A 25,453-nucleotide genomic window follows, 5' to 3' on the forward strand; every position below is an offset into this window, starting at 1 on the left:
AGTTGACTCACTTCACTGGGATTACCGTCGCGCACTGCGCTGGCACGGGCCTGTCACTGCGCTGGCAGGCCCGCAACAGCAGGTGTTCAGCCCTTAAGCGGGACGACCTTGTTGGCCAACAGCGCCTGGTACGCCTCCGGGTTGTAGCGGGCCAGGTGGCCACGCGCCCGACGGCGGTACTTGAGGATCTGCCGGAGACCGATCGCCCACAGCACGTACTGGAAGGCCAGCGCGTACTTGAAGTCACCGATCGTCTGCGGAGCGCCACCGGACGAGACATCCAGCAGGATGCCGACCATGCCGATGCAGATCAGCGTGGCGATGAAGCCGCCGGTGTTCACCATCCCGTTGGCCGCACCGAACCGGTTGCTGGGGTTGAAGGTTCGGGCGTAGTCCAGCCCGAGCATCGAGCCAGGTCCACCAGCCGCCTGTACGACGATCAGCAGCAGGAGCACGGGCATCGGAGCCTGACCCGGCCAGAGCAGCACGACGGTCCACATCAGCACCGAGCCCGCGATCACGGCCAGCACGATCCAGGATCGGTAGAACGGGAACTTCGCGGCCCACCGGCCGACCAGCGGCGCGTAACAAAGGCCAGCGAGCACAGGGAGGATCAGCATCGCCGCTGCGGTTCCGGGAGCGACCCCCTGGCCCTGCACGAGGAACGGATAGCCCCAGAGCAGACCGAAGGTGCTGCCGGAGAAGCTGGTGGTGAAGTGTGTCCACATGCCCAGCCGCGTGCCCGGCTCCTTCCAGGACCGGCGGAGGTTCTTGCGGACCTCGGTGACTGACTGCTTCGCCCGGTGGAGCGGCTCGTCGTACGGGGTGTTCTTCATCAGCAGCAGTACGGCGACGCCGGCCACCAGGCTGAGCACACTGGCTCCAAGGAACGTCGGCGTCCAGCCGAAGGCGTGGAAGGCAGCGGCCATCGGAGCGGTCGAGACGATCGCACCGATGCCGCCGAGCATTCCGGTCGCCTGTGACATCACTGGCTGCCGCAGTGCGGGGAACCAGGACATGACTACGCGCAGCACGCTGATGAAGACCAGTGCGTCGCCCACACCCAGTACGGCGCGCGCAGCGAGCGCAGCGGGATACGAGTCGACCATGCTGAACGCAGACTGCGCCACGAACAGCAGACCGGACGCAGCGATCAGCAACCGCTTGGAGCCATACCGATCCAGCAGGACACCAACCGGCACCTGCATAGCGGCGTACACAGTCAGCTGCACGACGGTGAAGCTGGCCAGCGCGGATGCGGAGATGTCGAAGCGCTCTGCGGCCTGCAGTCCCGCGACGCTCATCGAACCGCGGTGCAGCACAGTCACCAGGTAGGTGAAGACAGCAGTTGCCCACACCGCCCAGGCACGCCGTCCGCCCAGGGGGAAGAGGAGCTCGGTCACCGAATGCCCCGCAGATCCGCCGCAGCGGAATCGATGTGGGCGACGACCAGCTCGCGGAAGCGCTTGACGCTGTTCCCGCCGAGCGCTTCGATCAGCTCCTGGTGATCCGTGATCGACCGGTCCATCCGGGCCGGCTCCATCTCGATGCCGGGCACCCCCATCCGCACCTGCCGGTCGCGGAGGCTGTTGTAGAGCTTCGCCAGAATCTCGTTGCCGGCGGCACCGACAATGGCTTCGTGGAAGGCCCGGTCGGCCTCCAGGAAGAGCTTCGCGTCACCGGTCTTGCGGTGCGCGCGCATCTCGTCGACGCGCTCGGACAAACGCTCGATCAACTGCTTGCGCCGCGGCCAGACCTTGGCAGCCGCGTGCGACTCGATCAGCTCCCGCGCCTCGAGGACGTCGTTGATCTCCTGCGGCAGCACCGGCAGCACCAGCGCGCCCTTCTTCGGGTACAGCTTGACCAGGCCGGACTCCTCCAGCCGCAGCAACGCCTCCCGGACCGGAGTGCGCGAAACGCCGACCGCCGTGGCCAGCTCGCCCTCCGTCAGCAGCTCCCCGCCGGGGTAGACCCGGTCCAGAATCGCTGCCTTCACATACGCGTACACCCGCTCAGCGGCCGGGATCTTCTCTACTCCCGGCGCTGCCTCGACGACCACCCGAGCGATCTCGGCGGTTTCTTCCCCCAGTTCGAACTGCAACTACCTCACCCTGAAAAATCGGAACAGCCTCAAAAACGCACCTGGTATCTCTGTTGTATCTATCCTACACCCACAGGCAATCCACTGGCTGGCCCCAACTTCTCCACGAGTTATCCACAGGCTGGTCCACATGGTGTGGGTAACTGAGCGTGAATTGATGAGCAATCGGTAGTGACCAACGCAGGGTTTCCCGTGAGTTGTGGATAAACCCATCCACCGGTGGCCGATCCGCTTTAGAGTCTCGGGAGATGAGCCTGGGCCCGTCCTGCCCTGGCCACGCCCTTCTGGAGGCAGCGTGACCCGATCGACCCGACCCCGCCGGTTGTCCGCCGGCCTGGCCGCCACCGCTCTCGTGCTGACGACACTCGGTGCAGCTACCGCTGCGAGCGCCGTACCGGCTGCTCCGGCCGCTGCCGAGCCCGGTCCGCTGATGAACTACGTGGTCAACACCAAGGCCTCCCCTGGTCACGTCCGGAAGGTCGAGAAGGCCGTCAAGGCCGCCGGCGGCAAGGTTCTGGTCTCGTACCAGCAGATCGGCGTCGTCGTCGCGCAGTCGACCAACCCCGACTTCAAGGTTGCGGTCCGGACCGGTCGCGACGGCCGTGAGGTCCAGTCGGTCGGCGCCACCCGTACGGCGCCTGTCGCCGACGGCATCCCCGCGGCGCCGGCAGCGGCTGCGGCGGCCGGAGTCACCTCCTCGGATCTGGAGGCCGCGACGGCTCCGGTTCCGGACCCGCGCGAGAGCGAGCAATGGGACAACGCCCAGATCAAGGCTGACCAGGCGCACGCCATCACCGATGGCTCCCGCAAGGTCCTGGTCGGCATCAACGACAGCGGTGTGGACGACGCACACCCGGACCTGGCGCCGAACTTCGACGCCAAGGACTCGGTCAACTGCACCACGAACGGTGTCGCGGACCAGACCCCCGGCGGCTGGCGCCCGACCACCAGCGACCACGGCACGCACGTGGCCGGCACGGTGGCCGCAGCGCGCAACGGCGTCGGCATCGTCGGCGTCGCGCCCGGCGTCCGGATCGCCTCGGTGAAGGTCGTCAACGACGGCGGCTACATCTTCCCGGAGTACGCGATCTGCGGCTTCATCTGGTCGGCCGAGAAGCACATGGACGTCACCAACCACAGCTACTTCATCGACCCGTTCCAGTACTGGTGCAAGGACGGTGCCGACCAGGGCGCCGTACAGGAAGCCGTACGGCGCGCGGTCGCCTACTCGACGGATCGCGGCGTGCTCGCGGTCGCGGCGGCCGGGAACGCGAACTACGACCTGGCCAACAAGACCACCGACAACAGCAGCCCGAACGACGGGACTCCCGTCCCGCGGACGATCGACGCGAACTGCCTGAACATGCCGACCGAGCTCCCGCACGTGATCACGGTGGCCTCCACCGTTCAGGGCGGCGCCCGCAGCGGCTTCTCGAACTTCGGTCTGAACAAGATCGATGTCGCGGCACCGGGTAGCTCGATCCTGTCCACCATCCCGGGCGGTGGCTACGGCAAGAAGAGCGGTACGTCGATGGCGTCGCCGCACGTCGCCGGCGTCGCAGCGCTGGTCAAGTCGGCCCACCCGTGGTTCGGCCCGCTGCAGATCGAGGCCGCCCTGCGCAAGCAGGCCGACGACACCGCGTGCCCGGCCGTCGTCGACGCCCGCTGCACCGGTACGACGAAGAACAACGCGTTCTTCGGTGAAGGCAACGTCGACGCACTGGACGCTGTCAAGCGCGGCTGGTAACTCCCTGATCGGAGTGGGGGTCTCCCGCCCGGGACCCCCACTCACTCATTCCAGACTGATCAGAACGATGCCGGCCACGACTACCGCGGCCGCGATGGCGCGCTTCGGTCCGAAGCGCTCGCCGAAGAACACGGCGCCGATGATCGCGCCGAAGATGATGCTGGTCTCGCGCAGTGCGGCCACCTCTGCCAGCGTGCCCCGGGTCTGTGCCCACAACACCAGCCCGTACGCCGCCATCGACACGACGCCCCCGGTGAGCCCGGACAGCACAGCCCGCCGTGGCTGGCGCATGACGGCGGTCCCCCGCCAGGCGATCACAATCAAGGGCAGGACGAACCCCTGCACCATGAAGCCCCAGCCCAGGTAGGTCAGCACCGGCATCCGGTGCACGGCCAGCCCGTCGACCACCGTGTAGGCCGCAATCGTCAGCCCGGTGCCGGTCGCCGCCGCGAGTGCGGGCACCTGGCGCCGACCGGGCCGCCCGATGAAGACCAGCGCGATCAGCCCGGCCGACACCAGCAGAACGCCGATCAGGACACCCACGGCCAGCGTCTGGTGCAGCACCACGACTGACACCACGGCAACGACCCAGGGCGACGTACCGCGGGCCAGTGGATACATCTGACTGAACTGCCCTAGCTGGTACGACGCCAGCAGTCCGCCGAAGTACGTGATGTGCAGAACCGCCGACGCTGCGATGAACCCCCAGGTGTCAGCCGGCGGCAAACCCTGCACGAGCACCAGCACGGCCCCGATGACTCCGGTGGCCAGCGCCAGCCACGCCATCCCAGCCGCCCGGTCGGCGGCACCATGCGCCATCGCGTTCCACGTCGCGTGCAACACCGCCGCGCCCAGCACCACCAGGATGACCACCACGGCTCTACCTTCTCACAAGGCCGGGATTGGTCCGGACCAATATCTCAGTACCCGCCACCGCCGGCGTCTCCACCACCGCCACCATCGTGCCCACCGCCACCGTGGCCGCCGCCATCGTGCCCGCCACCGAAGTCGCCGCCGCTGTGCCCGCCACTCCAGCCCCCGCCCCACGCGGCACCGCTGGAATCCGCCTGGGCATCGAACGACCCCAACGCGATGTAGCTGGCCCCGGCGCCGGCCGCGAAGTACCCACGCCCGTACGGCGCGATCGCAGCGCCGGCTTCCCAGTACGGAACGCGCCGGCTGCCGATCATCACGTACCGGACCTCGGGCTCGTCGCCCGCCTTCAGCCGAGCCGCGTCCTGTGCACACGCCGGAACCTTGCGTGTCCCACGGGCCGGCTGGTTCCACAGCACATCAGTCGTCGACGGCCCATGCTGCGGATTGAAGAAGCACGGCACCCGCCGCTCCGGCACAGGCTCACCCGCGACCCGTGCGCGAACGCAGACGATCGCATAGCGCCCGGTCGCCAACGCATCGGTGACCGCGCTGATCCCATCGGCTCCCTTGACACCACCGACCGCCCGCTGCGCGGCCTCATAAGCGTCGAGCCCACGCTGGTAGTCGAGCCGCGTCTCCGCATCCAACTCCCGCCCCTCCACCACGGCGCCGAGCCGCGTGAGCTCCTCGCCGAGCAGCGTCACATCCTCGTCCGCCAGCTTCTTGACCTGCTCCAGCTCAGCAGCATCACCCCGCTGAGCCGCCCGCCGATCCCACAGGTACCGGCCGGCAACGGCCAGTCCGCCCCCACCAAGCAACGCCAGCAACCAGGTCATGAACCGACGATACGGTTCGGCGGAGTCAGCGCGATCGGGATGACCTAACCCTGCAATCCGGTGAACTACTTCAGGCAGGTGACCTCGGGGGTGAGCCAGTCGGCGTGGTCGTAGTCGACTGAGCCGGCGGAGTCGAGGCGGAGCTCGAGGGTGGTGACGTTGGTGAGGTTGGCGGTAAGAGGGATGGCTCCGCCTGCACCGGTGGCGTCGGCTTGAGCCAGGCGGGTGTTGTCACCCCAGACTTCGAAGTGGACCTGACCGCGGTCACCGACCTCGTCGTCAATACCGACGGCGACAGCGAGGCTTGAGCAGCGCTTGCCCAGGTGGAAGGTGATGGAACCATTGGCGTGCGCGCCTAGACCGGACCGGTAGATAGTGCCGGCCACGGTGAGGGGCTTGCCGTCTCCAGCGGGCTGCTCACCGTTGGAGCGGTTGCGCTCGACTGGGCCCCAGCCGTTGGTCATGGCGGTCCAGGGGCGGTCAGCCAGCTTGGACTTACCTGCGGGCGGCGGTGTGCCGACACAGGTGAGCTCCGGCGCGAGCCAGTCGGCATGGTCGAAGTCAGGCGAGCCCTTCGGGTCCACAACCAGCTCCACAACCTGTACGCCGGTCAGGTCGGCGTTGAGCGTGATGGCGCCACCTGCTCCGGTTGCGGTGGCTTGAGCGAGCCGGGTGCCGTCAGCCCAGATCTCGAACTGCACCTCACCCTTGTCGCCGACCTCATCGTCGATACCGGCCTTAGTGGTCAGCGTGGTGCACTGCGCGTCCAGGAAGTAGCCGATGCGCCCAGGTGCGTGCGTACCAAGGCCTTTCGGGTACACCGTCCCTGCGACGGTCAACGGCTTGCCGTCACCGGCCGCCTGCTCACCAACACTCATGTTGCGCTCAGCAGGTCCCCAGCCGTTGTCTGCGTAGACCCAGGTCCCGTCGGAGAGCGTCGTACGGCCTATTGCTGGTGGGTTGGCCACTACGAACCGGCCGGCGCCAGAGCCAGTCTGCGCGTTGCCGCTCCACGTCCAGCTCGCACTGGTGCTCAGAGCGACCGGTCCGAGTGCTGGCTGGTTCGCTGCGAGATGCCAGGTCACCGATCCGGTCTGGCCGGCACCAACAGTGCCCAGCTGCGTCGGGCCGTCCGGAGTGGCCGTCCACGCGGCCGGTGCGGTCAGGGAAATCTGCGCGCCGGTCACAGCGCTTGCGCCGTCGTTGTGCAGCTGGGTTTTGACGTCGACGCGACCTGCTGTCGACACGTAAGCCTTCGTCGGTACCGCCTCGACCACAATCATCGGAGCGACATCCGCTGCAGCACCAGGAGTCACCCGGAACATCGCCGCGTCATGCGCGCCGACCTGCGCACGCACATTGCCCGTCGAAGACCGAACCGCGTTACTCCACAACTCTTTCACCGTGTACGCCGATGATGCGGGCAACCCGAGCGCAGATGCCGTCGTACCGATGGTGGCGACGTTCGGCGACCGGTTGAACAGGACGACCGCGGCCGAGCCGTCGGAGAGCTTCTTCGACCACACCTCGATGTCACCGTCATCGCGGAGCTTGGCACCCTGCCGACCGGCCCAGTCCTGGTTGACCGCCACCACATCGGGGTCGGTGAGCAGGTCGCGAGTCGACGCAGGCATCGAGCGAATATCGTTACCTGCAACGAGCGGCGAGTTCATGATCGACCACAAGCTCATGTGCGCGCGACTCTCGGCGTACGTGAGGCCGCTGTTGCCGACCTCCAGCATGTCGGGGTCGTTCCACGCATTCGGGCCCGAGTACTGCTCCAGTCCGACCTGCTGGTCGAGCAGCGACATCACGCTCGACCAGTTGTTGGCGATGTCGCCAGTGGTGCGCCACATGTGACCACCCGCGTTGGCACCCCACAGCCACGGCTGGTTCTGACCCCACTCGCAGATGCTGTAGAGGATCGGTCGGCCGGTGGCCTGCAGTGCGTCGGCCATGGTCTTGTAGCGCGTGGTGGCCGGGATGCCGTTCTGCTCACCGCAGTTGTCGTACTTGAGGAGGTCGACGCCCCAGCTTGCCCACGATTGCGCATCTGCCGTCTCGTGCCCCAGGCTGGCCGGCAGCCCTTGGCACGTGTGCGAACCAGCCGACGAGTAGATGCCGAGCTTGAGACCGCGCGCATGCACGTAGTCGGCAATAGCCTTGATACCGCTCGGGAAACGCACTGGGTCAGCCTGCAGACGGCCGTTCCCATCACGTTGCGGCGCCATCCAGCAGTCGTCGATGTTCACGTACTTGTACCCGGCGGCCGCCATCCCGGACGACACCATCGCGTCAGCGGTATCGCGGATCAGTGACTCGTTGATGTCACAGGCGAACGTGTTCCAGCTGTTCCAGCCCATCGGCGGGGTGGGCGCGAGATCCGGCTTCGCCTCGGCGTGGGCCTGCGCGGTCGTCGGAACGACCACGGCACACAACACCAGGCTGAGGAAGGACGCGAGCAGGCGGCGGCGCATGACGAACTCCATCCGTGGGTGGGGCGGCACTCACTGCGATGGAACGTACACCTGGCGTGACCGGCAGACAAGACATGAAGCGCCAGAAACCAACAACGTCCGACAACGGCCAGGGCTCCGGCAACCGAGCAAGCGGTTGCCGGAGCCTGGCTCTCAACTCAGCTCAGGTTCAGGCTCGTGTCGTCGACGACGAACGAGGTCTGCAGGGAGCTGTCTTCGGTACCGGTGAAGGTGATGGTGAACGTCGAGCCCGCGAGGGCCGAGACGTCGAGGGACCGCAGGGTGTACCCGACGGCCTTGTTGAGGTTGGAGTAGGTGGCCAAGGTGGTGGAGCCCGCCTTCACCGTCAGCTTGTCGTACTGGACCGTGGTGGTGGTCTCAGCCGAGTCGATGTGCAGGTAGAAGGACAGGGTTCCGTGACAGCCGGCCGCGATGGTGACGGACTGGCTCAGCGTGTCGGTGTGAGTCGTCCCGTAGCCATCGAGCCACGCCTTCTTCGTACCGCCGTGAGCCGGCTGACCGGAGGAGGTGGTGATCACTCCGGACGTGGCCGTCCACGGTGGCGCGGTGGCGGACTCGAAGCCCGGGTTGCCGAGCAGCTGACCGGTGCAGCCTCCGCCGCCACCGGTGACGGTGAACGTGAAGGAGGTGCTGCCGGAACCGCCGGCACTCGCAGTCGCCGTCGCGGTGACATTGAAGGTTCCTGCGGCGGTCGGCGTACCGGAGATGGTTCCGGTCGAGGAGCCGATCGTCACGCCACCCGGCAGGCCGGTGGCCGACCAGGTGTACGGCGCAGTGCCGCCGGTGGCCGACAGCGTGAACGACGCGATCGCCGTACCAACGACGCCGGACTTGTTGCCCGGGTTGCCGACTGTGACTCCACCAGTGCTGCCACAGGTCGGGTCAGCCGTCTGCGCCGGAACGCTCACCGCGTCCCACGCCGCCTTGACGGTGTTGAACTCGGTGCAGCTACCCGGGTAGAGGTTCTTGGCCGCGGTCAGCGTCCAGGTGCGGTACTTCAGGTACGAGCTGCTGCTCGTCTTCATCAGCATCGCGTTGTACATGATCTTCATGGCCTTCTGGATGCCCAGGCCGGTCACCGTCGAGCTGTTGCAGGTCGGCACGCTCGGGCTGCCGCCACTGCCCTGGGACAGCAGGGTGAACCAGTGGTTGCCCGGTCCGGCCGCCGCGTGCACCTCGGTGCCAGGGATCGAGCTCGAGTAGCAGTTGGGGTCGCCGAGCGCCGACGGGTTGTACATGTTCCGGATCGGCCCACTGCCGACCAGGTTGACCTCTTCGCCTACCAGGAAGTCCGGCGGGTCGTACGACGCGCCCTGGTTGCTGTAGAACTCGGTGGCCGCACCGAACGTATCGGCGACGAACTCCTGCGTGCCCGCTCCCGAGATGCCGCCCGGGGTGTGGTCGTCGATGCCGTGGCCCATCTCGTGTGCCAGGACGTCGATCGAGCCGATCCAGGCACCGGCGGTGTTCTTGCCGATCTGGACCTGCGTGCCGTCGTAGTACGCGTTCTGGTCGTTCAGGCCGACGCGGATCGGCCAGGCGCCACCGTTACCGTCCATGCCGTTGCGGCCGAGCCAGTCGGTGAGCATCTTCTTCTCGGTCTGCGCGGCGAAGAGCGCGTCGACGCAGCCGGTCTCCTTGCTGGTCCCGACGCCGTTGCCCCAGACGTCGTCCGGACCGCTGAAGGTCTGGTTGTTCGCCGCGTCCTGGCAGGACAGGTTCGTCGTACCGGGGTCCTTCATGGTGAAGGTGCTGCCGGACTGCGTCGTCGCCAGGGGCAGCGGCGCAGGCCCGCTGTAGGCACCCGTACCGGTGCCGGCCATCACGTGCTCCTTGGTACCGAGCACCTTGCCGCTGGCAGCGTCGACGTACACGGACAGACTCGACGGCTGCTTGCCATTGCTGCCGGTGACGCGAGACTGCCACGCCAGCTTGGGCGTACTTCCGAGTGCGTACACGGCAAGCGTCGGCGTCGTGCTGGAGGTGACCGTCTTCAGCTGCTTGGTGGCGGTCACCTTGGCAGCCGCGGCGCTGATGCCGGCCTTGGTCGCGAGTTCGGGAATCGTTGTGGTCTGCGCGACCGAGGTCGCCTTCACGGTGCCCTGCGCGTCGGTGACGACGACGAAGTCACCGCCGATGACGGGCAGGCCCTTGAACGTGCGCTCGTACGGGACGTACTGCAGCCCGGACGGCTCGGAGATGACTGGCCGGACGACGAAGCCGTCGCTCTTGCCGGCGTGAATTCCGGCGGGACGGTCCGCCACCAACGACGCCGCGGACTGGGCCGCGAACGTCTTCGACTGGGCCTGTGACGGCCGCGGCGGTGGCGCCGCACTCGGCACGGCACTGGAGGCCGTGGTCCCCAACGCGGCAGCTGTAGCTACCGAGAGGCTGAGGATCGCAAGAACGGTGGCGGGCTTACGGGAACGCTGAAACAAGACCATCGGGTGTGGTCCCTTCGCGAAAATGGTGCTGGGCGAAATCGCGCCGTGCCGGGCCTGCAGGCAGGTGCACCACCTCCGCCTGGACCGCTCCGGCTCCCCACCCCGGCGTACCGCCTCTCCCCTTTTCCATTCATCGCCGATGGAGCGCGCAGACGGACACTAGGCCCGGGAAAATTCCCCGGCAAGGCGCGGAAATGCCGCTGACACCAACACGCCAAGTGGCCACGTTGTCACCCTCCGGACACCGTTTTCCCGTGCCCCTAGGACAGGACAAACCAGCCGGCCTTGAGCACGATTCAGTCGTTTGCACGGCCGGTTCATGACTGACGGGTGCTCAAAGCAGGGTCGGGCTAGCCCTCAGATGACGATCGGCGCGACCGCGTGGGCGGCCGCGCCGAAGGCGCACAAGGAAGAGTCGCCGCCGGAGGCGGTGTCCTTTGTGTTCAGAACATCAAAGCTCGGGCGGGGTCTTCGAGGATGCCGGCTACGTCGGCGAGGAAGATGGAGCCCTTTTCGCCGTCGATGAGGCGGTGGTCGAAGGAGAGGGCCAGGGTGGTGACCCAGCGGGGGACGATCTCGTCGTTGACTACCCAGGGCATCTTGCGGACGGCGCCGAAAGCGAGGATCGCGGCTTCGCCGGGATTGATGATCGGGGTACCCGCGTCGACGCCGAAGACGCCGACGTTGGTGATCGTGAACGAACCGCCGGCCTGGTCGGCCGGTGAGGTCTTGCCCTCGCGGGCGGTGGCGACCAGGTTGCCCAGCGCGGCACACAGCTCCGGCAGGGTCAGGGTGTCGGCGTTCTTGATGTTCGGGACGATCAAGCCACGCGGGGTGGCCGCCGCGATGCCGAGGTTGAAGGCACCCTTGTAGACGATCTCCTGGGCTGCCTCGTCCCAGGCTGCGTTGATGATCGGCGTACGGCGAGCCGCGAGCGTGACAGCCTTGGCGACGAGCAGCAATGGCGAGACCCGCAGATCGCGGAACGCCTTGTCCTTCTTGAGTCGCTCGACCAGGTCCATCGTGGCGCTGACGTCCACGGTGATCCACTCGGTCACGTGCGGCGCACTGAAAGCACTGGCCACCATCGCCTGTGCCATCACCTTCTGCACACCCTTGACCGGCACCCGAGTGTCCTCGCGCCCACTAACCACAGGCGCAGCCGCGTACGACGGAGCTGCCGGAGCCGCAGTCGTATGCCCCTCGACGTCCGAACGCGTGACGATTCCGCCGGGACCAGACGCCGTCACCGTGGCGATGTCGATGCCCAGATCCTTGGCCAGCTTGCGAACCGGAGGCTTGGCCAAGACATGCACCGAAACTCCGTTGCTCACAGCAACAACTGGTGCAGCAGGAGCCGGAGCGACCACAACCGGAGCAGGAGCAGGCTGAACCGCGACTGGAGCAGCCGGAGCACCACCCTTGCGGGGGCGGCGCTTGGCTTCGGTAGCTCGCGGGCCATAGCCGACAAGGTTCGCCGTACGGCCGCTGTCCGCAGGCTCGTCCGCCACGGCGGCCGGCTCCGGCGCATCAGTCAGTACGGCGATGATCGGCGTACCGACGTCGACCGTCTGCCCCTCCGGCACCAGCAACTCGTGAACGGTGCCGGCGAACGGGACCGGGAGCTCCACCAGGGACTTCGCGGTCTCGATCTCGACGATGGTCTCGTTGAGTTTGACCGTATCGCCGGGTTTGACCTTCCAGCTGACGATCTCGGCCTCGACGAGGCCTTCGCCGACGTCGGGGAGGTTGAAGCGTTGGATGGCCATCAGTACCCCATCACCCGGTCGACACCATCGAGGACCCGGTCCAGATCCGGCAGGTACTCCTCCTCCATCCGCGACGGCGGGTAGGGGGTGTCGTAGCCGGTGACGCGCAGGACCGGCGCCTCCAGGTGGTAGAAGCACTCCTCGGTCACCCGCGCGGCAATCTCCGAGCCGGCGCCGAACGAGAGCGTGGCCTCGTGCACCACGACCGCGCGCCGGGTCTTCTTCACCGAAGCAAAGATCGTCTCCAGGTCGAACGGCGAGATGCTCCGCAGGTCGACGACCTCGAGGTTGCGACCGTCCTGAGCCGCGACCTCGGCGGCCTGCAGGCAGGTCTTCACCATCGGGCCGTAACAGAAGATGGTCGCGTCGGTGCCTTCGCGAAGCACCTTCGCCTGGTGCAGCTTGAGCGCCGGCGGGACGGACTCGTCCAGCTCGGCCTTCTCGTGGTAGCGCCGCTTCGGCTCGAAGAAGATCACCGGGTCGTCGGAGGAGATCGCCTGCTGGATCATCCAGTACGCGTCGACCGGGTCGCCACAGGTGACGACCTTCAGCCCGTTGACGTGCGCGAACAGCGTCTCCGGGGACTCCGAGTGGTGCTCGACCGCGCCGATGCCACCGCCGTACGGGATGCGGATCACGACGGGCATCTTGATCTTGCCCATGGAGCGGTAGTGCATCTTCGCGACCTGGTTGATGATCTGGTCGTACGCCGGGAAGACGAACCCGTCGAACTGGATCTCGCAGACGGGCCGGTAGCCGCGCATCGCGAGACCGACCGCCGTACCGATGATGCCGGACTCGGCCAGCGGGGTGTCGATCACCCGGTCCTCACCGAAGTCCTTCTGCAGACCTTCGGTAATTCGGAAAACCCCACCGAGCTTGCCGATGTCCTCGCCCATCATGATGACCTTGGGGTCGGCCTCCATCGCGGCCCGCAGACCGGCGTTGATGGCCTTGCCGAGAGTGGTCTTCGCCATCGCTCAGCCCTCCCCTTCGAACGACGCCGCGTAGGCGGCGTACTGGTCACGCTGCTGGGCCAGCTGCGGCGTCTCCTCGACGTACACGTGCTGGAAGAAGTCGGTCATCTGCGGCTCCGGCAGCGCCAGGCAGCCGGCCCGGAGCTCGGCCGCGATCTTGTCGGCCTCGGCCTCGACCTCTTCGAAGAAGTCATGGTCGACCCCGGCATGCCGGGTCAGGTAGGCGTGCACCCGCTCGATCGGGTCCTTGAGCTTCCAGTGCTCGAGGTCCTCGGACAGCCGGTACTTCGTCGGGTCGTCAGAGGTGGTGTGCGCACCCATCCGGTACGTGTAGGCCTCGACCAGCGTCGGGCCACTGCCCTCGCGAGCCCGCTTCAGCGCCTGCTGAGTGACCGCATAAGTTGCCAGTACGTCGTTGCCGTCGACGCGGACACCGGGGAATCCGAACCCGGCGGCGCGCTGGTACAGCGGGATCCGGGTCTGCCGTTCGATCGGCTCCGAGATCGCCCACTGGTTGTTCTGGCAGAAGAAGACGACGGGTGCGTTGAAGACCGAGGCGTAGATGAAGGCCTCGTTCACGTCGCCCTGGCTGCTGGCGCCGTCGCCGAAGTAGGCGATCGTCGCCTCGCCTGTGTCCGCATCACCAACTGCATGATCTCGCTGCTGGCCCATCGCATACCCGGTCGCGTGCAGCGTCTGGGCGCCGATCACGATCGTGTAGAGCGCGAAGTTGTTGTCCTTCGGGTCCCAGGCACCCTGGTCGACACCGCGGAACAGACCGAGCAGGTTCAGCGGGTTGACGCCCTGACAGAAGGCGACACCGTGCTCGCGGTAGGTCGGGAAGACCATGTCCTTCTTGTTCAGTGCACGGCCGGAGCCGATCTGCGCGGCCTCCTGGCCGAGCAGGGACGCCCACAACCCGAGCTCACCCTGACGCTGCAGGGCGGTCGCCTCGGTGTCGATCCGGCGCACCAGAGTCATGTCCCGGTAGAAGCCCTTGATCGCTTCGTCGTCGAGCTCGAACGAGTAGTCCGGGTTGTCGACGCGCTCACCTTCGGGCGTCAGCAGCTGGACGTACTCCACCTCTTCGGGTGGCTGGGACGGACTGGGCACCTCGACGGGTGCGAAAACTTCCGGGGGAGTCCCCGGCACCGACTCACTCAACATGCACTCCTCGGGTTCGAGCGCGGGATCGCCGCGACCGCAACGTTGCACGGGCCCGGCCTTTCCGCCGGGTGAGGCTTCGCAGGCAGGACCGCATGGATCCAGGGGTTGATGCACACCACTTGCGGCACACCGTACCGAGCAGTTGCCTGATGCGCTAACAGTCTGGACGCTCGCGGGTACGGCCGTACCGAAATCGGTCTCGACACGAGACACCAGTCCACCCACTGGTACGGTTTTTCGCCTCCTTGCGCCGTACCTGAGCGCGAACTGCGCCAATGTGACATGCGCCACCCGTCGTTTGACCCCTGGCAGGAAAACCCTTGTCTCTCGTACTGTAAGCACCATCAACTACAGATGCCCCTGACATCTTGAAGGAGACCCGATGGCCGCTCCGGCTGCTGCGCCGATCACCGAAGGCCGTACGGCGTCGAGCGCGATGATCTGGTCGGCGCTCGCGATCGTGTACGTCGTCTGGGGCTCGACGTACCTGGGGATCCGGGTCGTGGTCGAGGCGGAGATGCCGCCGATGCTGAGCATGGCGGCTCGCTTCCTGGTGGCCGGCACTCTCCTGGCCCTGATCCTCGGACTGAAGTCGGGCTGGCGCCGGCTGCGGATCACCCGCCGCGAGGCGTTCGGTGCCGCCGTCGTCGGTCTCCTCTTACTTGCCTTCGGCAATGGCGCGGTCGCGATCGCGGAACAGACAGTGCCTTCCGGGCTCGCTGCGCTACTCGTTGCCGCGACGCCGCTGTGATTGATGGCACTCCGCGTCGGCGGCGGCGAACGGCCGCGCGCGCTGACCTGGGTCGGCGTCCTGATCGGGTTCGCCGGCGTCGCCGTACTGGCGTTGTCCGGTGGTGACACGACGGCGAAGCCGCTGTCGATCGCGCTGATTATCTTCGGCACGATCTCGTGGGCGACGGGCTCCCGCTTCTCGCCGCGGCTCGGGCTCCCGAAGGATCCGCTGGTCACTGCTCTGTACGAGATGCTCTTCGGCGGTACGGCGATGGTCCTGCTCGGGGTCATCCGCGGCGAACCCGGCCGCCTGCACCTGGACCGGATCCACGGCAGCGGGTGGATCGCGCTCGCCTATCTCGTGGTCTTCGGGTCGCTGCTGGCCTACTCGGCGTACTCGTTCCTGCTCGCCAACGCGCCGATCTCGCTGATCGGGACCTATGCGTACGTGAACCCGGCGGTCGCCGTACTGCTCGGGTGGCTGATCCTCAGCGAGCCGCTGACCTGGCGACTGCTGGCCGGGGGCGCGGTGATCATCAGCGGCGTCGCGCTGGTCGTCACGGCCGAGCGCCGGCCGCGAGCCTCGCAACGCTCCTAGAGGACAGCGCTTCTAGGGAGAAAGGAAGAACCCGGGCCCCTAAGGACCCGGGTCTCCCACCGCTGCCGATGCGCGCGGCAGCGGGCCAAAGTGCCGGGTCGTCGCGCCCTGCCCCGAAAAAACACGGCGCGAAACTCCGGCAATAGTTCCGACGATTCCGATTCATCGTGGTATTGCCCATTCGACGGCCACCGAGCCCATCGACAACAATCTTCCGAATCACCGAATGTTTCCGTCACCCGCGCTGACTCAACGATGAAGACAGGGGCCGGTTACGGCCGACCCCGATACAACTTCCGCACGGTCCTGCAACCTGACGATCTCTCATGAATTGCCTGGTCAGGGGCGGATTAGCTGTTGCGTCAAGGAACTCATCACCTAGCCCCTATGGGTTTCGGGGATATTTCAGGCGGGATGTCAATAGCTGACAAAAAAGTTTGTAACCGGGCCTGTCAGGTGTCGTTACCTCTAAGACGATCCCGTCAAACCCGAAAGGAATACCGGCACAATGCAGGTAACTCGTAAGATCGCCGCCGCCGCGGCCGTGGCGACTGTCGCCACCCTCGGCCTCGCCACCGTCGTCAGCGCCAACATGCTCGACGGCGCGTCGCAGGGCACCGACCTGGCCAACCAGGTCTCCTCTGTCTCCAAGGGCGGCGACGTTGCCAAGGGCTACGGCCACGGTGGCGACAAGGTCTGGTACTTCGTGAAGCGTGACGGCGGCCTCGTCGGCGTCAAGGGCAACTCGGTCGGCCCGTTCCAGGCCTGCGACAACAAGGCCGCCCTGAACGGCATCGGCGTCGCCGCTGTTGGTGACGACGTCCTGGCCCTCATCGGCATTGGCCACAACTCGCAGACCATCACCGCTGTCAAGACCTGCGAGCAGGACACCACGCAGAGCAACGGCAAGTGGTACCGCGTGAGCGACGACGTCGTCGGCGTCTCCGGGAACAGCGTTGGCCCGTTCCAGGCGTGCCACAACGACCTGGCCTTCTCCGGAATCGGCGTTGCCGGCGCCGTTGACACCATCGGTGCGGCCCTGGGCCTCGGCAGCAACCAGGCAGCCATCGACTCGCTGAAGACCTGCGAGCAGAGCACCACGCAGAGCAACGGCTGATCTTCACCGATCAGCTATGCAACAACTGACCCTCCCTGGTCAGTGATGCAGGACCCGAACGAGTCCCCTCGGTGGGGTGACTGATTCGGAAAGCAGTATCAGCGGCGCCGGGAGAAAGCCTCACTCCTCCCGGCGCCGCACTTTTGTTCCCGGCCCTTGTCCCAGCGAGGGCCGGTTTTCTTTGTCTACTTCTTCCAGTTGCAGGCGACGCCGAGGAACAGGTCGTTCGCCTCGCGCTCACCGATGCTGACCCGGACGCCCTCACCGGGAAACGGACGAATCGACACTCCCTCGGCCTGAACCGCGGCCGTGAAGTCGAGCGTCTCCTCGCCCAGATCCATCCAGACGAAGTTCGTCTGCGTCTCCGGCACCCGCCAGCCTGCGGCGCGCAGCGCCTCCACGACCCGGGTCCGCTCGACAACGAGCTCCTCGACCCGCGCCAGCAGCTCATCCTCAGCCTGCAGCGAGGCCAGCGCAGCAGCCTGCGCGATGGAGCTGACCCCGAACGGCAGCGCACACTTGCGGATCGCGGTCACCACCGACTCATGGCCGATCGCGTACCCGATCCGGAAGCCGGCCAGTCCGTAAGCCTTCGAGAACGTCCGCAGTACGACGACGTTCGGGTGATCGCGGTAGACGTCGACCCCGTCGACCACCTCCGGGTCCCGGACGAACTCCCGGTACGCCTCGTCGAGCACGATCAGCACGTTGGACGGGACCGCTTCGACAAACGCGAGCAACTCGTCGCGATGAACCACGAGGCCGGTCGGATTGTTCGGCGTACAGACGATGACGACCTTCGTCCGGTCGGTGATCGCCGCTTCCATCGCCTTGAAGTCGAGCCGGGCATCGTCGGTCAGCGGGACCTGAACGGACGTCGCGCCGGTCAGCTGGACGGCGATCGGGTACGCCTCGAACGAGCGCCAGGCGTAGACAACCTCATCACCATGGGTGACCACAGCCTGCAGCAAGTGGTAGAGCAGCGCGACCGAGCCGGTGGCGAGGGCGAAGTCTTCGACCGGCACCTTGAACCGCTCCGACAGCGTCTCCAGCAGGTCGACCGCACCCATGTCCGGGTAGCGATTCATGTGCTGCGCCGCATCGGTCGCGGCCGCCAGCACGCCCGGCAACGGCGGGTACGGGTTCTCGTTACTGGACAACTTGTACGACGGTTTGCCGTCGGAGGCCGCGGGCGGACGGCCGGGCGTGTAAGCCGCAACGTCGTCCAGGCAGCCGCGGAAGCGCACGCTATTGTCAGGAGTCATAGCCGCAGGTTAGTCCTGGCACTCGCCTCCGGCCAGACCCTGATCAGGAGTGTGACGAGAGCCGTATTGCGCACCGGAAGACTTCCCTGCACACTGACTGATTGTCGGACAATCAGTCATTCTGGGAGGGTTCATGGGTCAGCCGCTGGAGTGGGGTCGTCGCTATCTGATGGTCCGCCCGGACCACTTCCGGATCGACTACGTCATCAATCCGTACATGTCGACCCAGGACCAGCCGGACCCTGAGCTCGCGCTGAAGCAGTGGGACGCGCTGCAGCAGGCGATCGTCGACGCCGGCGGCGAGGTCGAGGTGCTGGCCCAGCGGCCGGACTCCCCCGACATGGTCTACGCGATGAACCTCGGCCTGGCCACGGCCGAAGGCCGCGCGATGCTCTCGCACATGCGCTTCGAGCCGCGGCGCAAGGAGTCCCTGACTGCCGCCGACTGGTTCGTCGGCCACGGCTTCGACCTCGACCGGACCGGCAGCGACGACGTCGGGCCCCACTTCGAGTCCGGTGACGCGTTCGTCTTCGGCGACAGTCTGGTCGTCGGGTACGGACCGCGCTCCGAGGCCGAGGCGCTCAAGCACCTGGCGACCCAGTGGGACATCCGGGTCCGCGGCCTGCGGATCGCGCACGAAGGCATGTACCACCTCGACCTGCCGTTCTGCCCGGTCGACAGTACGACGGCGATGATCTACCCGCCGGCGTTCGATGCCGCGAGCCAGACCGAGCTGGCCGGCATCGTGCCGAACCCGATCGTGCTCACCGACGAAGAGGCGTTCGCCTTCAGCGGCAACTCGCTCGTCGTCAACGAGACGATCATCATGCCGGCCTGCTCACCGCGGCTGCACGACATCTTCACCGGGATGGGCCTGCGCGTCGTACTGGTCGATCTGAGTGAGTTCCACAAGGGCGGCGGCTCGGCCCGCTGCATGACCAACCCGCTCGACTTCCCGCTGACCGCGATCACCGCGGCCGGCGGCGAGCTGCACCTGCCGGTCTGAGCTACTACTTCGTGACGCTGTAGATGATGTCCAGGGTGGCGGGATCCGTCCCGTCCTCCTGGATCCATTGCAGCGCCTTGTCCTTCCCGTCGGCCGTCCAGGTCTCCACGGTGACCGAGATGGCCTCCGGGTTCTTCGGGTCGGACTTCGAGTTGGTGTAGTTCACCTCGTAGCCGGCACCGATGTAGGGCAGCCGCAGCAGGATGGGATACCGCTGCACCAGCCGGTCCTGGGTCTGGTCGTACTGGCGGCCGGCCTCGGCCTCCAGCTCGAGCTCCTGGTCCGGGTTGTTCCGGGCCCAGTCGCGCCCTTCGGAGCTGTTCGCGTAGAGGTACATCTTGATCGCGAGCTCGTCGCCACTCCCGCCCTTGATGGTTGTGGAGTAGGTCTGGAAGCCACGCCGCTCGCCGGTCAGGGTGTGGGTACCCGACTTGATCTTGACCTCGCCGTTGGCGTTCACCGGCTGACCGTCCACGGTCAGCGTCAGGTCGTTCGGGATCGAGGTGACAGTGACGGTGACTCCCTTGTCCCGGAACAGCAGGAAGCCGCCGAACAGCACGATGACGACGCCGAGCACGACGGCGCCGATCAGCATGGTCCGCCCGTTCTGGTTCTCCATGTGCTGCTTCTCCTCAAGCCTTCGGTTCGGCCGGCGGGCCCGCTGGGGTCGGCGGCGCCTTCAGCCGGAAGACCCAGAACTGGCCACCGACGGCGTACAGGTGCCCGGCCTCCGGCACGTGGCCGTAGAGCGAGGCTGCGGCCGCGTTGTAGCCCTTACCCTCGGCTCCCCACGGACCGACGTACAGATAGGTGTGGCCAGGCCCGTTCAGGATGTCACCCGGCTTCATCCCGCCAGGCGGCACGGCGTGCCAGAAGTCGTACTTGCCGGAGTTCTGCATGTAGTCGAACTGCACGCCGGTCGAGACCTTCGGGAATTTCGGGTCCGCGCCGCTCATGTGCATCACGGTCGCGACGAACCGGCCGCAGTCGGTGTAGGCGCGCAGACCGCCCGGGTCGTTGTACTGCTTCATCGCGGCGACATACTCGGGCTTCGCCACCGTCGCGTCCGACGCGTTCGTGCCGAGGCCGTCGTGCCCGTCGGTGGGCCAGGCCAGCTTCATCGCGACCGCGGCGATGTTGCCGCTGCCCGCCGAACAGCTGGTGGCCGGGCCGGACCCAGGCACGCCGGTGCCGCCCTTGTACAGCTCGAACACCTTGCGGGCCGAGGTCTTCCGCACCCCGTACGTCGGTGCGTTCGGGTTCTCGTGACCGGCGAAGCGCTCGTACAAATGGCCGAACGCGTAGGCCGCGTCCTCCGGCGTGGTGGCCGCGTGCAGGCCCTGACCTGCGGCCTTCTCCGGTGAGACGGTCTCGCCGGCGAGCTGCCGGCGCAGGAAGTCGAGCTGGTAGGCGAGCGTCTCGATCTGCTCGTAGGGCACGCCACCCTTGCGCGAGTTCGAGATGATCTTGCTGGCCGGTGTCCACTGGACGATGCCCCAGCCGAGCGAGTTGCCCTCGGCGTCCTTGGCCTTGGTCTGCACGGTCTCGGCGGTGTTCTGCAGCCGCATCGGCTTCACCGCGGACTCGTGGATCATGTTGCCGACGATGCCGGCGGCCTGCTCCTTGGTGTATCCGCTGGAGACGAAGTAGTTGAACGCCTGCTGCTGCTCGTTACTGCCGACCAGAGGCCCGCCGGCACCACAGCCACAGTCGCCGCTGTCGCCACTGGGACCGGTGGCCTCGTCGCCGAAGGAGTCCACCCCGGGGTCGATGGCAACGAGCTTGCCTTCGCCCTTTTCGTTCCCCTCCGCGACCCAGAGCGCGAAATGCAGGTGCGGGCCTTTGGCGCCGTCCGCCTCGTCGCCGGAGCCGGAGGTGCCGATCTGGTCGCCGCGGGCCACCTTGGTGCCGACCTTGGCGGTCAGATCGGTGAAGTACTGGTAGCGGTACTGGACACCCTTCTCGTGCTCGATCCAGATCTCGTTGTCGGCGTTCTTGATCACCGTCCCGGAGTCCACCGCGACCACCGGGGACTTCAGCGGGACGTTGAAGTCGAGGCCCTCGTGCTTGTCCTTCTTGAAGGGCACGTCGACCTTCTGCGAGGTCGTCGGCCAGGAGAACGCCTTGCCGCCGCCACTCGGCGGGCCACAGTCGCTGGCGTCGGCCGGGAGACTCATCAGGCTGCCGACCATCAGCGCCACGACGATGATCAGTGGCAGAAAGACCGTCACCAGCACACCGCCCAGGATCAGCGGACCTTTGTTCTCCATCCTGGTCTCCTCGCGGTGTCGGGGCGGCAACTACACCGCAGATCCTCCCCTAAATCGAGGTCATCGTGTCGTGAGTTATCCACAGGTTGCCGCATCCACCGTGCCGCACGCGACAATGGCGGCGGATTGGAAGAGAATCTACCTATGTACGAACGGCTGCGGGTAGACCGCTCGACCACCGTGGACCGGGTGGTCGACGCGCTGCGCTCCGCGCTGTTCGCCGGCGACCTCGAGCCCGGTACGCCGCTGCGCGAGCAGCCGCTGGCCGAGGCACTGGGCGTCGCCCGCAGTACTGTCCGCGAGGCGATGACGATGCTGGTCACCGAGGGGCTCGCGATCCGCGAGCCGAACAAGGGTGTCAGCGTCGCGATCCTGCACCCGGCCGCGGTGGCCGATATCTGCAACGCCCGGTTCGTCCTCGAATCGGCCGGGGTTCGGGCCTGGTTCGACGCCGACGACCTGGCCCGCGAGCGCGTCCGCAAGGCGATGCGGACCTTCGCCGCGACCGCCCAGGACGGCGCCGACCCCGAAGCGATGACCGAGACCCACCTGGCCATCCACCGCAGCCTGGTCGCACTGACCGGCAGCGAGCGCCTGATCGCCACCCAGGACTCGATCACCGGTGAAGCCCGGCTCGCCCTGGCCCGGGTCGATGCCCTCCGCCAGGACGCCCGGCAGCAGGTCGCCTCGCACCGCAAGCTGATCCGGCTGCTGGAGCGCGGCGACCTCGACGAGTGCGTCGAGGAGCTCCGCCGCCACCTGGCCGGCGCCGAAGAGTCCCTGCTCGAGGCCATCGCCACCCCTTCACGCGACGCTACTTAAGCGGGATCGGCCCAGTCGGTGTTGGGGAGCAGCGGATACCAACCCGGGCGGGCCGGATCCCGGTCGTACGGATAGTTGCCGAGTTCGCGGTAGAGAGCGGCGTACTCGGCGAGTTTGTCCCGGTCGAGCTCGACGCCGAGCCCGGGCCCGGCTGGTACGGCGATCGCCCCGTCGACGTACGGAAGCTTGCCTCCGGCAATGATGTCGTCGCGCAGATGGTGATAGTGCGCGTCGGCCGCGAAGGAAAGATTCGGTACGACGGCGCCCAGCTGCAGCATCGTTGCCAGCTGGATGCCGAGTTCGCCGGACGAGTGCACGGCGATGCCGAGCTGGAAGGTCTCGCAGACACCGGCCGCTTTCACACACGCACGAATACCGCCCCAGAAGGTGGTGTCCAGCAGAATGACATCGACCGCCGGGTCGCGGACGTTGGCGGCCAGCTGCTCGAAGTTGACCACAACCGTGTTGGTAGCAAGGGGAATCCGGGTCTTCTCGCGGACGCGGCGCATCCCGTTGAGGCCCCAGGTCGGGTCCTCGAGGTAGTCGTTGTCGAGGTCTTCGATCGCGCGGGCGAAGCGGATCGCCTCCTCGACGCTGAACGCACCGTTCGGGTCGAAGCGGACTCTGTGCCCGGGGAACGCTTCGGCCAGCGCGCGGAAGCAATCCCGCTCGTAGTCCGGTGGGAACACTCCGCCCTTGAGCTTGTGCACGCTGAAGCCGTGCTGATCGACCAGCTGTTTTGCATGGGCGACCAACTGGTCAGCAGTGCGGATCTCACCGGTGCCGTCCTCGTTGGCATGCCTGAAGAACAGGTAGCTCGCGAACGGCACCCGGTCGCGCACTTTGCCGCCCAGCAACTCATGCACCGGTACGCCGAGTGCCCGGCCCTGCAGGTCGAGACAAGCGAACTCGATCGCCGCCAGCAGTTGCGTGCGGTTGTTATAGAGGCTCGCCGTCGGGTTGGCGAGCATCCAGCGCAACGCCTCGGTCCTGGCAGGGTCATGGCCGACCAGGTAGGGCTTGAGCCCTTGGATGGCATCCTCGGCGCTCTGGCCGCCGCCACCCAGTTCACCTAGGCCGATCAGACCGTTGTCAGCCTCAACCTCGACCACCGTCCGGACGAACCGCCCCCAGTGCGCGCCGTTGCTGTGCCGCAGCGGCGCCTCCAGCGGGACAGTCACCGTGGTCGCCCGGATATCAACGATTTTCATTGAGCACCTTCAGAACGCCGTCCAGGTGCGCACGGGTCAACTGCTCAGCCAGTACGGCGTCGCCAGCCCGGACCGCGGCCAGAATCGCCCGATGCTCGGCCAGGTCGGTCTCCCGGTCACCGTGGATGATTTGGATCTCCAACTGCTCGCGGACGTTCACTACTGTCACCGACTCGACCACCTCGGCCAGCGTCGCGTTCCCGGACGCCTGCGCCAGGGCGCGATGGAAGTCCATGTTTGTCGCTGTCAGCCGGTCGTGGTCGCCTGCTGCGATCAGCTCCGCGGCTTTGGCGAGATGTTCGTCCAGCCGAGCCAGTGCGGCTTCACTGCGCATTTGAGCAGCCAGTGCGGCGATCGGCGGCTCCAGCAGCGCCCTGGCCTGCACCAACTCGACCAGTCGCTCGGCTGTCGGCTTGAGCGCGAGCGGGTTCGCCAGAACGAGCCTTCCGACGTTAGGACCGACGTACACGCCGGAACCGTGCCGGAGCGCGACCGCACCGGTCGCCTCGAGCCGGCGCAACGCTTCCCGCACCGTCGGTACGGCGACCTGGAACCGCGCGGCGAGCGCCCGCACCGACTCGAACGGGTCGCCGGGCGCGAGCTTCCGATCGGCGATCAACTCCAGCATCGATGAGGCGAGATCGTCAAGCAGACTGCGGCGGATGACGGCTGGCATGTAATTGATCTGATCACTTGGTCATTTTCGTGTCAATACTTCAGGGTCGACTCAGGGCGTGTACGGAGCGTGCGGCAACCAGGTGAGTGGAAGGATCAAGACATGAAGAATCTGATCATCCGGCTGCTCGCCAACGCGGTCGCCCTGGCCATCGCCGCCTGGCTCGTCGGCGGCATCACCCTCGAGGGTGCGACCAGGAGCAAGCAGATCGTGACGCTGCTGATCGTCGCCGCGATCTTCGGCATCGTGAACGCGATCGTGAAGCCGATCGTCAAGCTGGTGTCCCTGCCGCTGCTGATCCTGACGCTGGGGCTGCTCACCTTCGTCATCAACGCCGCGATGCTGGCGCTCACCTCGTGGATCACCGGCAAGCTCGACGTCCAGTTCCACGTCGCCGGCTTCTGGCCCGCACTCTGGGGCGCCCTGATCATCAGCGTCGTCGGCATGATCATCAACGCCGTCCTGCCCGACAAGGCCGAACTGCGCTGAGGTTCGTAGAGGTCGTGTGCACCGGCAACATCTGCCGGTCACCGATCGGCGAAGTCGTGCTGCGCGCGAAACTCGCCGAGGCCGGGATCGACGACGTCACCGTCACCAGCTCCGGTACCGGCGGCTGGCACGAAGGCGACCCGATGGACTCCCGCGCTCGGGCTGCCTTACGACGACACGGGTACGACGGCCGGTCGCACCGTGCGCGTGAGTTTCGGCGCGAGTGGTTCGGGGATCGCGATCTCGTTCTCGCGATGGATTCCGGTCATCTGGCTGCGCTGAACCGCCAGGCTCGCGGGCTTGGCGACGTACCGATCGAGCTGTTCGCGGAGGCCGACGTACCGGATCCGTATTACGGCGAGGATGCCGGTTTCGATGCTGTGCTGCTGCAGATCGAAACCGCCGCTGATGGGTGGGTTGCTCGCCTTCGTGCGTGATGGTTGCTCGCCGCTCCGGACAGGCCGGGCACGTTGTCTGTGGCTGGTCGCCGCGGCGGCCGCGTTACATAAAGAGCTTGGCTGAGCCCGGCGCAGGGTTGAGGTACTGGCGAGGCCGGTGATCGCGCTCGCGCCGATTGAGGTGCTCGCTATGGTTGCGGCCGGTAGTGGGGATGCCTTGAACGTGACCCTCCGCTGTGGTGAAAAGCGCTGGCAAGGAGGCGTGAGGTGCTGCCGCGCCCGGCTGGACTCGCCGACCCTCACTACGCGTGAACTTTTCGGCGTATAGAGGCTGTTGCAGAATCGGCGTGGTGTTGGACTGTAACCCGGTGGGTGTTCGATTATTGGGTATGGCGAATGCGTATCGGCTGGTTGATCGTGGTCAGGGGTTCTTGTTGCCGCCGGACATGTCTGA

General features: G+C 66.7%; 22 protein-coding genes. 8 read left to right on the plus strand and 14 right to left on the minus strand.

Going from position 1 to position 25,453, the window contains the following annotated elements:
• Nucleotides 1-86: 86 nt before the first annotated feature.
• Nucleotides 87-1,403: an MFS transporter gene (locus tag E1263_RS20135; RefSeq protein ID WP_132169587.1), complete on the minus strand. Its 1,317-nt coding sequence runs from the start codon at nt 1,401-1,403 to the stop codon at nt 87-89.
• Nucleotides 1,400-2,101 (minus strand): GntR family transcriptional regulator, encoded by a 702-nt coding sequence (locus tag E1263_RS20140; RefSeq protein WP_238161342.1) that lies wholly within the window; start codon nt 2,099-2,101, stop codon nt 1,400-1,402. The genes E1263_RS20135 and E1263_RS20140 overlap by 4 nt, the downstream gene beginning before the upstream one ends.
• Nucleotides 2,102-2,396: 295 nt before the next feature.
• Between E1263_RS20140 and E1263_RS20145 the strand changes: the two genes are divergently transcribed.
• Nucleotides 2,397-3,848, plus strand: coding sequence for a S8 family peptidase (locus E1263_RS20145; RefSeq protein ID WP_132169589.1), 1,452 nt, complete (start codon nt 2,397-2,399; stop codon nt 3,846-3,848).
• Nucleotides 3,849-3,893: 45 nt separating this feature from the next.
• Here the strand turns inward: E1263_RS20145 and E1263_RS20150 are convergent, their stop codons facing one another.
• The 7 genes from E1263_RS20150 to pdhA form a co-directional block, all read right to left on the minus strand.
• The gene (locus E1263_RS20150) at nt 3,894-4,724 is read right to left on the minus strand and encodes an EamA family transporter (RefSeq protein WP_202868970.1); all 831 of its coding nucleotides are present in this window, start codon (nt 4,722-4,724) and stop codon (nt 3,894-3,896) included.
• Nucleotides 4,725-4,768: 44 nt separating this feature from the next.
• Nucleotides 4,769-5,560 carry a hypothetical protein gene (locus tag E1263_RS42790; protein ID WP_165956688.1) on the minus strand — a complete coding sequence of 264 codons (792 nt, stop codon included), beginning with the start codon at nt 5,558-5,560 and terminating at the stop codon, nt 4,769-4,771.
• Between the two features lie 65 nt (nt 5,561-5,625).
• Complete coding sequence (locus E1263_RS20160; protein WP_132169591.1) at nt 5,626-8,037, minus strand: NPCBM/NEW2 domain-containing protein; 2,412 nt, start codon at nt 8,035-8,037, stop codon at nt 5,626-5,628.
• A 158-nt stretch (nt 8,038-8,195) separates the two neighbouring features.
• Nucleotides 8,196-10,502 carry a M4 family metallopeptidase gene (locus E1263_RS20165; protein WP_132169593.1) on the minus strand — a complete coding sequence of 769 codons (2,307 nt, stop codon included), beginning with the start codon at nt 10,500-10,502 and terminating at the stop codon, nt 8,196-8,198.
• 443 nt (nt 10,503-10,945) lie between these two features.
• The gene (locus E1263_RS20170; RefSeq protein WP_202868971.1) at nt 10,946-12,271 is read right to left on the minus strand and encodes a dihydrolipoamide acetyltransferase family protein; all 1,326 of its coding nucleotides are present in this window, start codon (nt 12,269-12,271) and stop codon (nt 10,946-10,948) included.
• Nucleotides 12,271-13,248: an alpha-ketoacid dehydrogenase subunit beta gene (locus tag E1263_RS20175; protein ID WP_132169595.1), complete on the minus strand. Its 978-nt coding sequence runs from the start codon at nt 13,246-13,248 to the stop codon at nt 12,271-12,273. The genes E1263_RS20170 and E1263_RS20175 overlap by 1 nt, the downstream gene beginning before the upstream one ends.
• Before the next feature lie 3 nt (nt 13,249-13,251).
• On the minus strand, nt 13,252-14,412 hold the full coding sequence (gene pdhA, locus E1263_RS20180; RefSeq protein WP_238161343.1) for a pyruvate dehydrogenase (acetyl-transferring) E1 component subunit alpha: 1,161 nt from the start codon (nt 14,410-14,412) through the stop codon (nt 13,252-13,254).
• A gap of 385 nt (nt 14,413-14,797) precedes the next feature.
• Here pdhA and E1263_RS43715 point away from each other — a divergent pair, with 385 nt between their 5' ends.
• The 3 genes from E1263_RS43715 to E1263_RS20190 all read left to right on the plus strand — a co-directional run bounded on the left by E1263_RS43715 (nt 14,798) and on the right by E1263_RS20190 (nt 16,862).
• Entirely contained in the window at nt 14,798-15,166 is a 369-nt protein-coding gene (locus E1263_RS43715; RefSeq protein ID WP_238161344.1) for an EamA family transporter, read from the plus strand.
• A 3-nt stretch (nt 15,167-15,169) separates the two neighbouring features.
• On the plus strand, nt 15,170-15,745 hold the full coding sequence (locus E1263_RS43720; protein WP_238161345.1) for an EamA family transporter: 576 nt from the start codon (nt 15,170-15,172) through the stop codon (nt 15,743-15,745).
• Nucleotides 15,746-16,253: 508 nt separating this feature from the next.
• Nucleotides 16,254-16,862: a hypothetical protein gene (locus E1263_RS20190; protein ID WP_132169599.1), complete on the plus strand. Its 609-nt coding sequence runs from the start codon at nt 16,254-16,256 to the stop codon at nt 16,860-16,862.
• A gap of 185 nt (nt 16,863-17,047) precedes the next feature.
• On the opposite strand, the gene hisC is transcribed toward E1263_RS20190, so the two are convergent.
• Nucleotides 17,048-18,127 carry a histidinol-phosphate transaminase gene (gene hisC / locus E1263_RS20195; RefSeq protein ID WP_132169600.1) on the minus strand — a complete coding sequence of 360 codons (1,080 nt, stop codon included), beginning with the start codon at nt 18,125-18,127 and terminating at the stop codon, nt 17,048-17,050.
• Between the two features lie 133 nt (nt 18,128-18,260).
• On the opposite strand from hisC, the gene E1263_RS20200 reads away from it, so the two are divergent.
• Complete coding sequence (locus E1263_RS20200) at nt 18,261-19,133, plus strand: dimethylarginine dimethylaminohydrolase family protein (RefSeq protein WP_132169602.1); 873 nt, start codon at nt 18,261-18,263, stop codon at nt 19,131-19,133.
• A 4-nt stretch (nt 19,134-19,137) separates the two neighbouring features.
• On the opposite strand, the gene E1263_RS20205 is transcribed toward E1263_RS20200, so the two are convergent.
• A complete protein-coding gene (locus tag E1263_RS20205; RefSeq protein ID WP_132169604.1) occupies nt 19,138-19,752 on the minus strand; it encodes a PEGA domain-containing protein in 615 nt (204 codons plus the stop codon).
• 13 nt (nt 19,753-19,765) lie between these two features.
• Complete coding sequence (locus tag E1263_RS20210) at nt 19,766-21,403, minus strand: phage tail tip lysozyme (protein ID WP_165956689.1); 1,638 nt, start codon at nt 21,401-21,403, stop codon at nt 19,766-19,768.
• A gap of 144 nt (nt 21,404-21,547) precedes the next feature.
• Here E1263_RS20210 and E1263_RS20215 point away from each other — a divergent pair, with 144 nt between their 5' ends.
• The gene (locus E1263_RS20215) at nt 21,548-22,225 is read left to right on the plus strand and encodes a GntR family transcriptional regulator (RefSeq protein WP_132169606.1); all 678 of its coding nucleotides are present in this window, start codon (nt 21,548-21,550) and stop codon (nt 22,223-22,225) included.
• Here the strand turns inward: E1263_RS20215 and E1263_RS20220 are convergent.
• On the minus strand, nt 22,222-23,436 hold the full coding sequence (locus E1263_RS20220; protein ID WP_132169608.1) for an enolase C-terminal domain-like protein: 1,215 nt from the start codon (nt 23,434-23,436) through the stop codon (nt 22,222-22,224). The genes E1263_RS20215 and E1263_RS20220 overlap by 4 nt on opposite strands.
• Nucleotides 23,423-24,112, minus strand: a complete 690-nt coding sequence (locus E1263_RS20225; RefSeq protein WP_132169610.1) for a FadR/GntR family transcriptional regulator — start codon at nt 24,110-24,112, stop codon at nt 23,423-23,425. The genes E1263_RS20220 and E1263_RS20225 overlap by 14 nt, the downstream gene beginning before the upstream one ends.
• A gap of 102 nt (nt 24,113-24,214) precedes the next feature.
• Between E1263_RS20225 and E1263_RS20230 the strand changes: the two genes are divergently transcribed.
• Complete coding sequence (locus E1263_RS20230) at nt 24,215-24,601, plus strand: phage holin family protein (RefSeq protein ID WP_132169612.1); 387 nt, start codon at nt 24,215-24,217, stop codon at nt 24,599-24,601.
• A 14-nt stretch (nt 24,602-24,615) separates the two neighbouring features.
• Nucleotides 24,616-25,038, plus strand: a complete 423-nt coding sequence (locus E1263_RS20235; RefSeq protein ID WP_238161346.1) for a low molecular weight protein-tyrosine-phosphatase — start codon at nt 24,616-24,618, stop codon at nt 25,036-25,038.
• Nucleotides 25,039-25,453 lie beyond the last annotated feature (415 nt).

The sequence above is a fragment of the Kribbella antibiotica genome (genome assembly GCF_004349055.1).
GTDB lineage: Bacteria > Actinomycetota > Actinomycetes > Propionibacteriales > Kribbellaceae > Kribbella > Kribbella antibiotica.

Bases quoted from the DNA above. Each gene is read 5' to 3' on its own strand.
- E1263_RS20160 (WP_132169591.1), bottom strand. From the start codon at position 8,037: ATGCGCCGCCGCCTGCTCGCGTCCTTCCTCAGCCTGGTGTTGTGTGCC.
- hisC (WP_132169600.1), bottom strand. From the start codon at position 18,127: ATGACTCCTGACAATAGCGTGCGCTTCCGCGGCTGCCTGGACGACGTT.
- E1263_RS43715 (WP_238161344.1), top strand. From the start codon at position 14,798: ATGGCCGCTCCGGCTGCTGCGCCGATCACCGAAGGCCGTACGGCGTCG.
- E1263_RS20175 (WP_132169595.1), bottom strand. From the start codon at position 13,248: ATGGCGAAGACCACTCTCGGCAAGGCCATCAACGCCGGTCTGCGGGCC.
- E1263_RS20220 (WP_132169608.1), bottom strand. From the start codon at position 23,436: ATGAAAATCGTTGATATCCGGGCGACCACGGTGACTGTCCCGCTGGAG.
- E1263_RS20230 (WP_132169612.1), top strand. From the start codon at position 24,215: ATGAAGAATCTGATCATCCGGCTGCTCGCCAACGCGGTCGCCCTGGCC.
- E1263_RS20170 (WP_202868971.1), bottom strand. From the start codon at position 12,271: ATGGCCATCCAACGCTTCAACCTCCCCGACGTCGGCGAAGGCCTCGTC.
- E1263_RS20200 (WP_132169602.1), top strand. From the start codon at position 18,261: ATGGGTCAGCCGCTGGAGTGGGGTCGTCGCTATCTGATGGTCCGCCCG.
- E1263_RS20225 (WP_132169610.1), bottom strand. From the start codon at position 24,112: ATGCCAGCCGTCATCCGCCGCAGTCTGCTTGACGATCTCGCCTCATCG.
- E1263_RS20205 (WP_132169604.1), bottom strand. From the start codon at position 19,752: ATGGAGAACCAGAACGGGCGGACCATGCTGATCGGCGCCGTCGTGCTC.
- E1263_RS20215 (WP_132169606.1), top strand. From the start codon at position 21,548: ATGTACGAACGGCTGCGGGTAGACCGCTCGACCACCGTGGACCGGGTG.
- E1263_RS42790 (WP_165956688.1), bottom strand. From the start codon at position 5,560: ATGACCTGGTTGCTGGCGTTGCTTGGTGGGGGCGGACTGGCCGTTGCC.
- E1263_RS20165 (WP_132169593.1), bottom strand. From the start codon at position 10,502: ATGGTCTTGTTTCAGCGTTCCCGTAAGCCCGCCACCGTTCTTGCGATC.
- E1263_RS20210 (WP_165956689.1), bottom strand. From the start codon at position 21,403: ATGGAGAACAAAGGTCCGCTGATCCTGGGCGGTGTGCTGGTGACGGTC.
- E1263_RS43720 (WP_238161345.1), top strand. From the start codon at position 15,170: ATGGCACTCCGCGTCGGCGGCGGCGAACGGCCGCGCGCGCTGACCTGG.
- E1263_RS20190 (WP_132169599.1), top strand. From the start codon at position 16,254: ATGCAGGTAACTCGTAAGATCGCCGCCGCCGCGGCCGTGGCGACTGTC.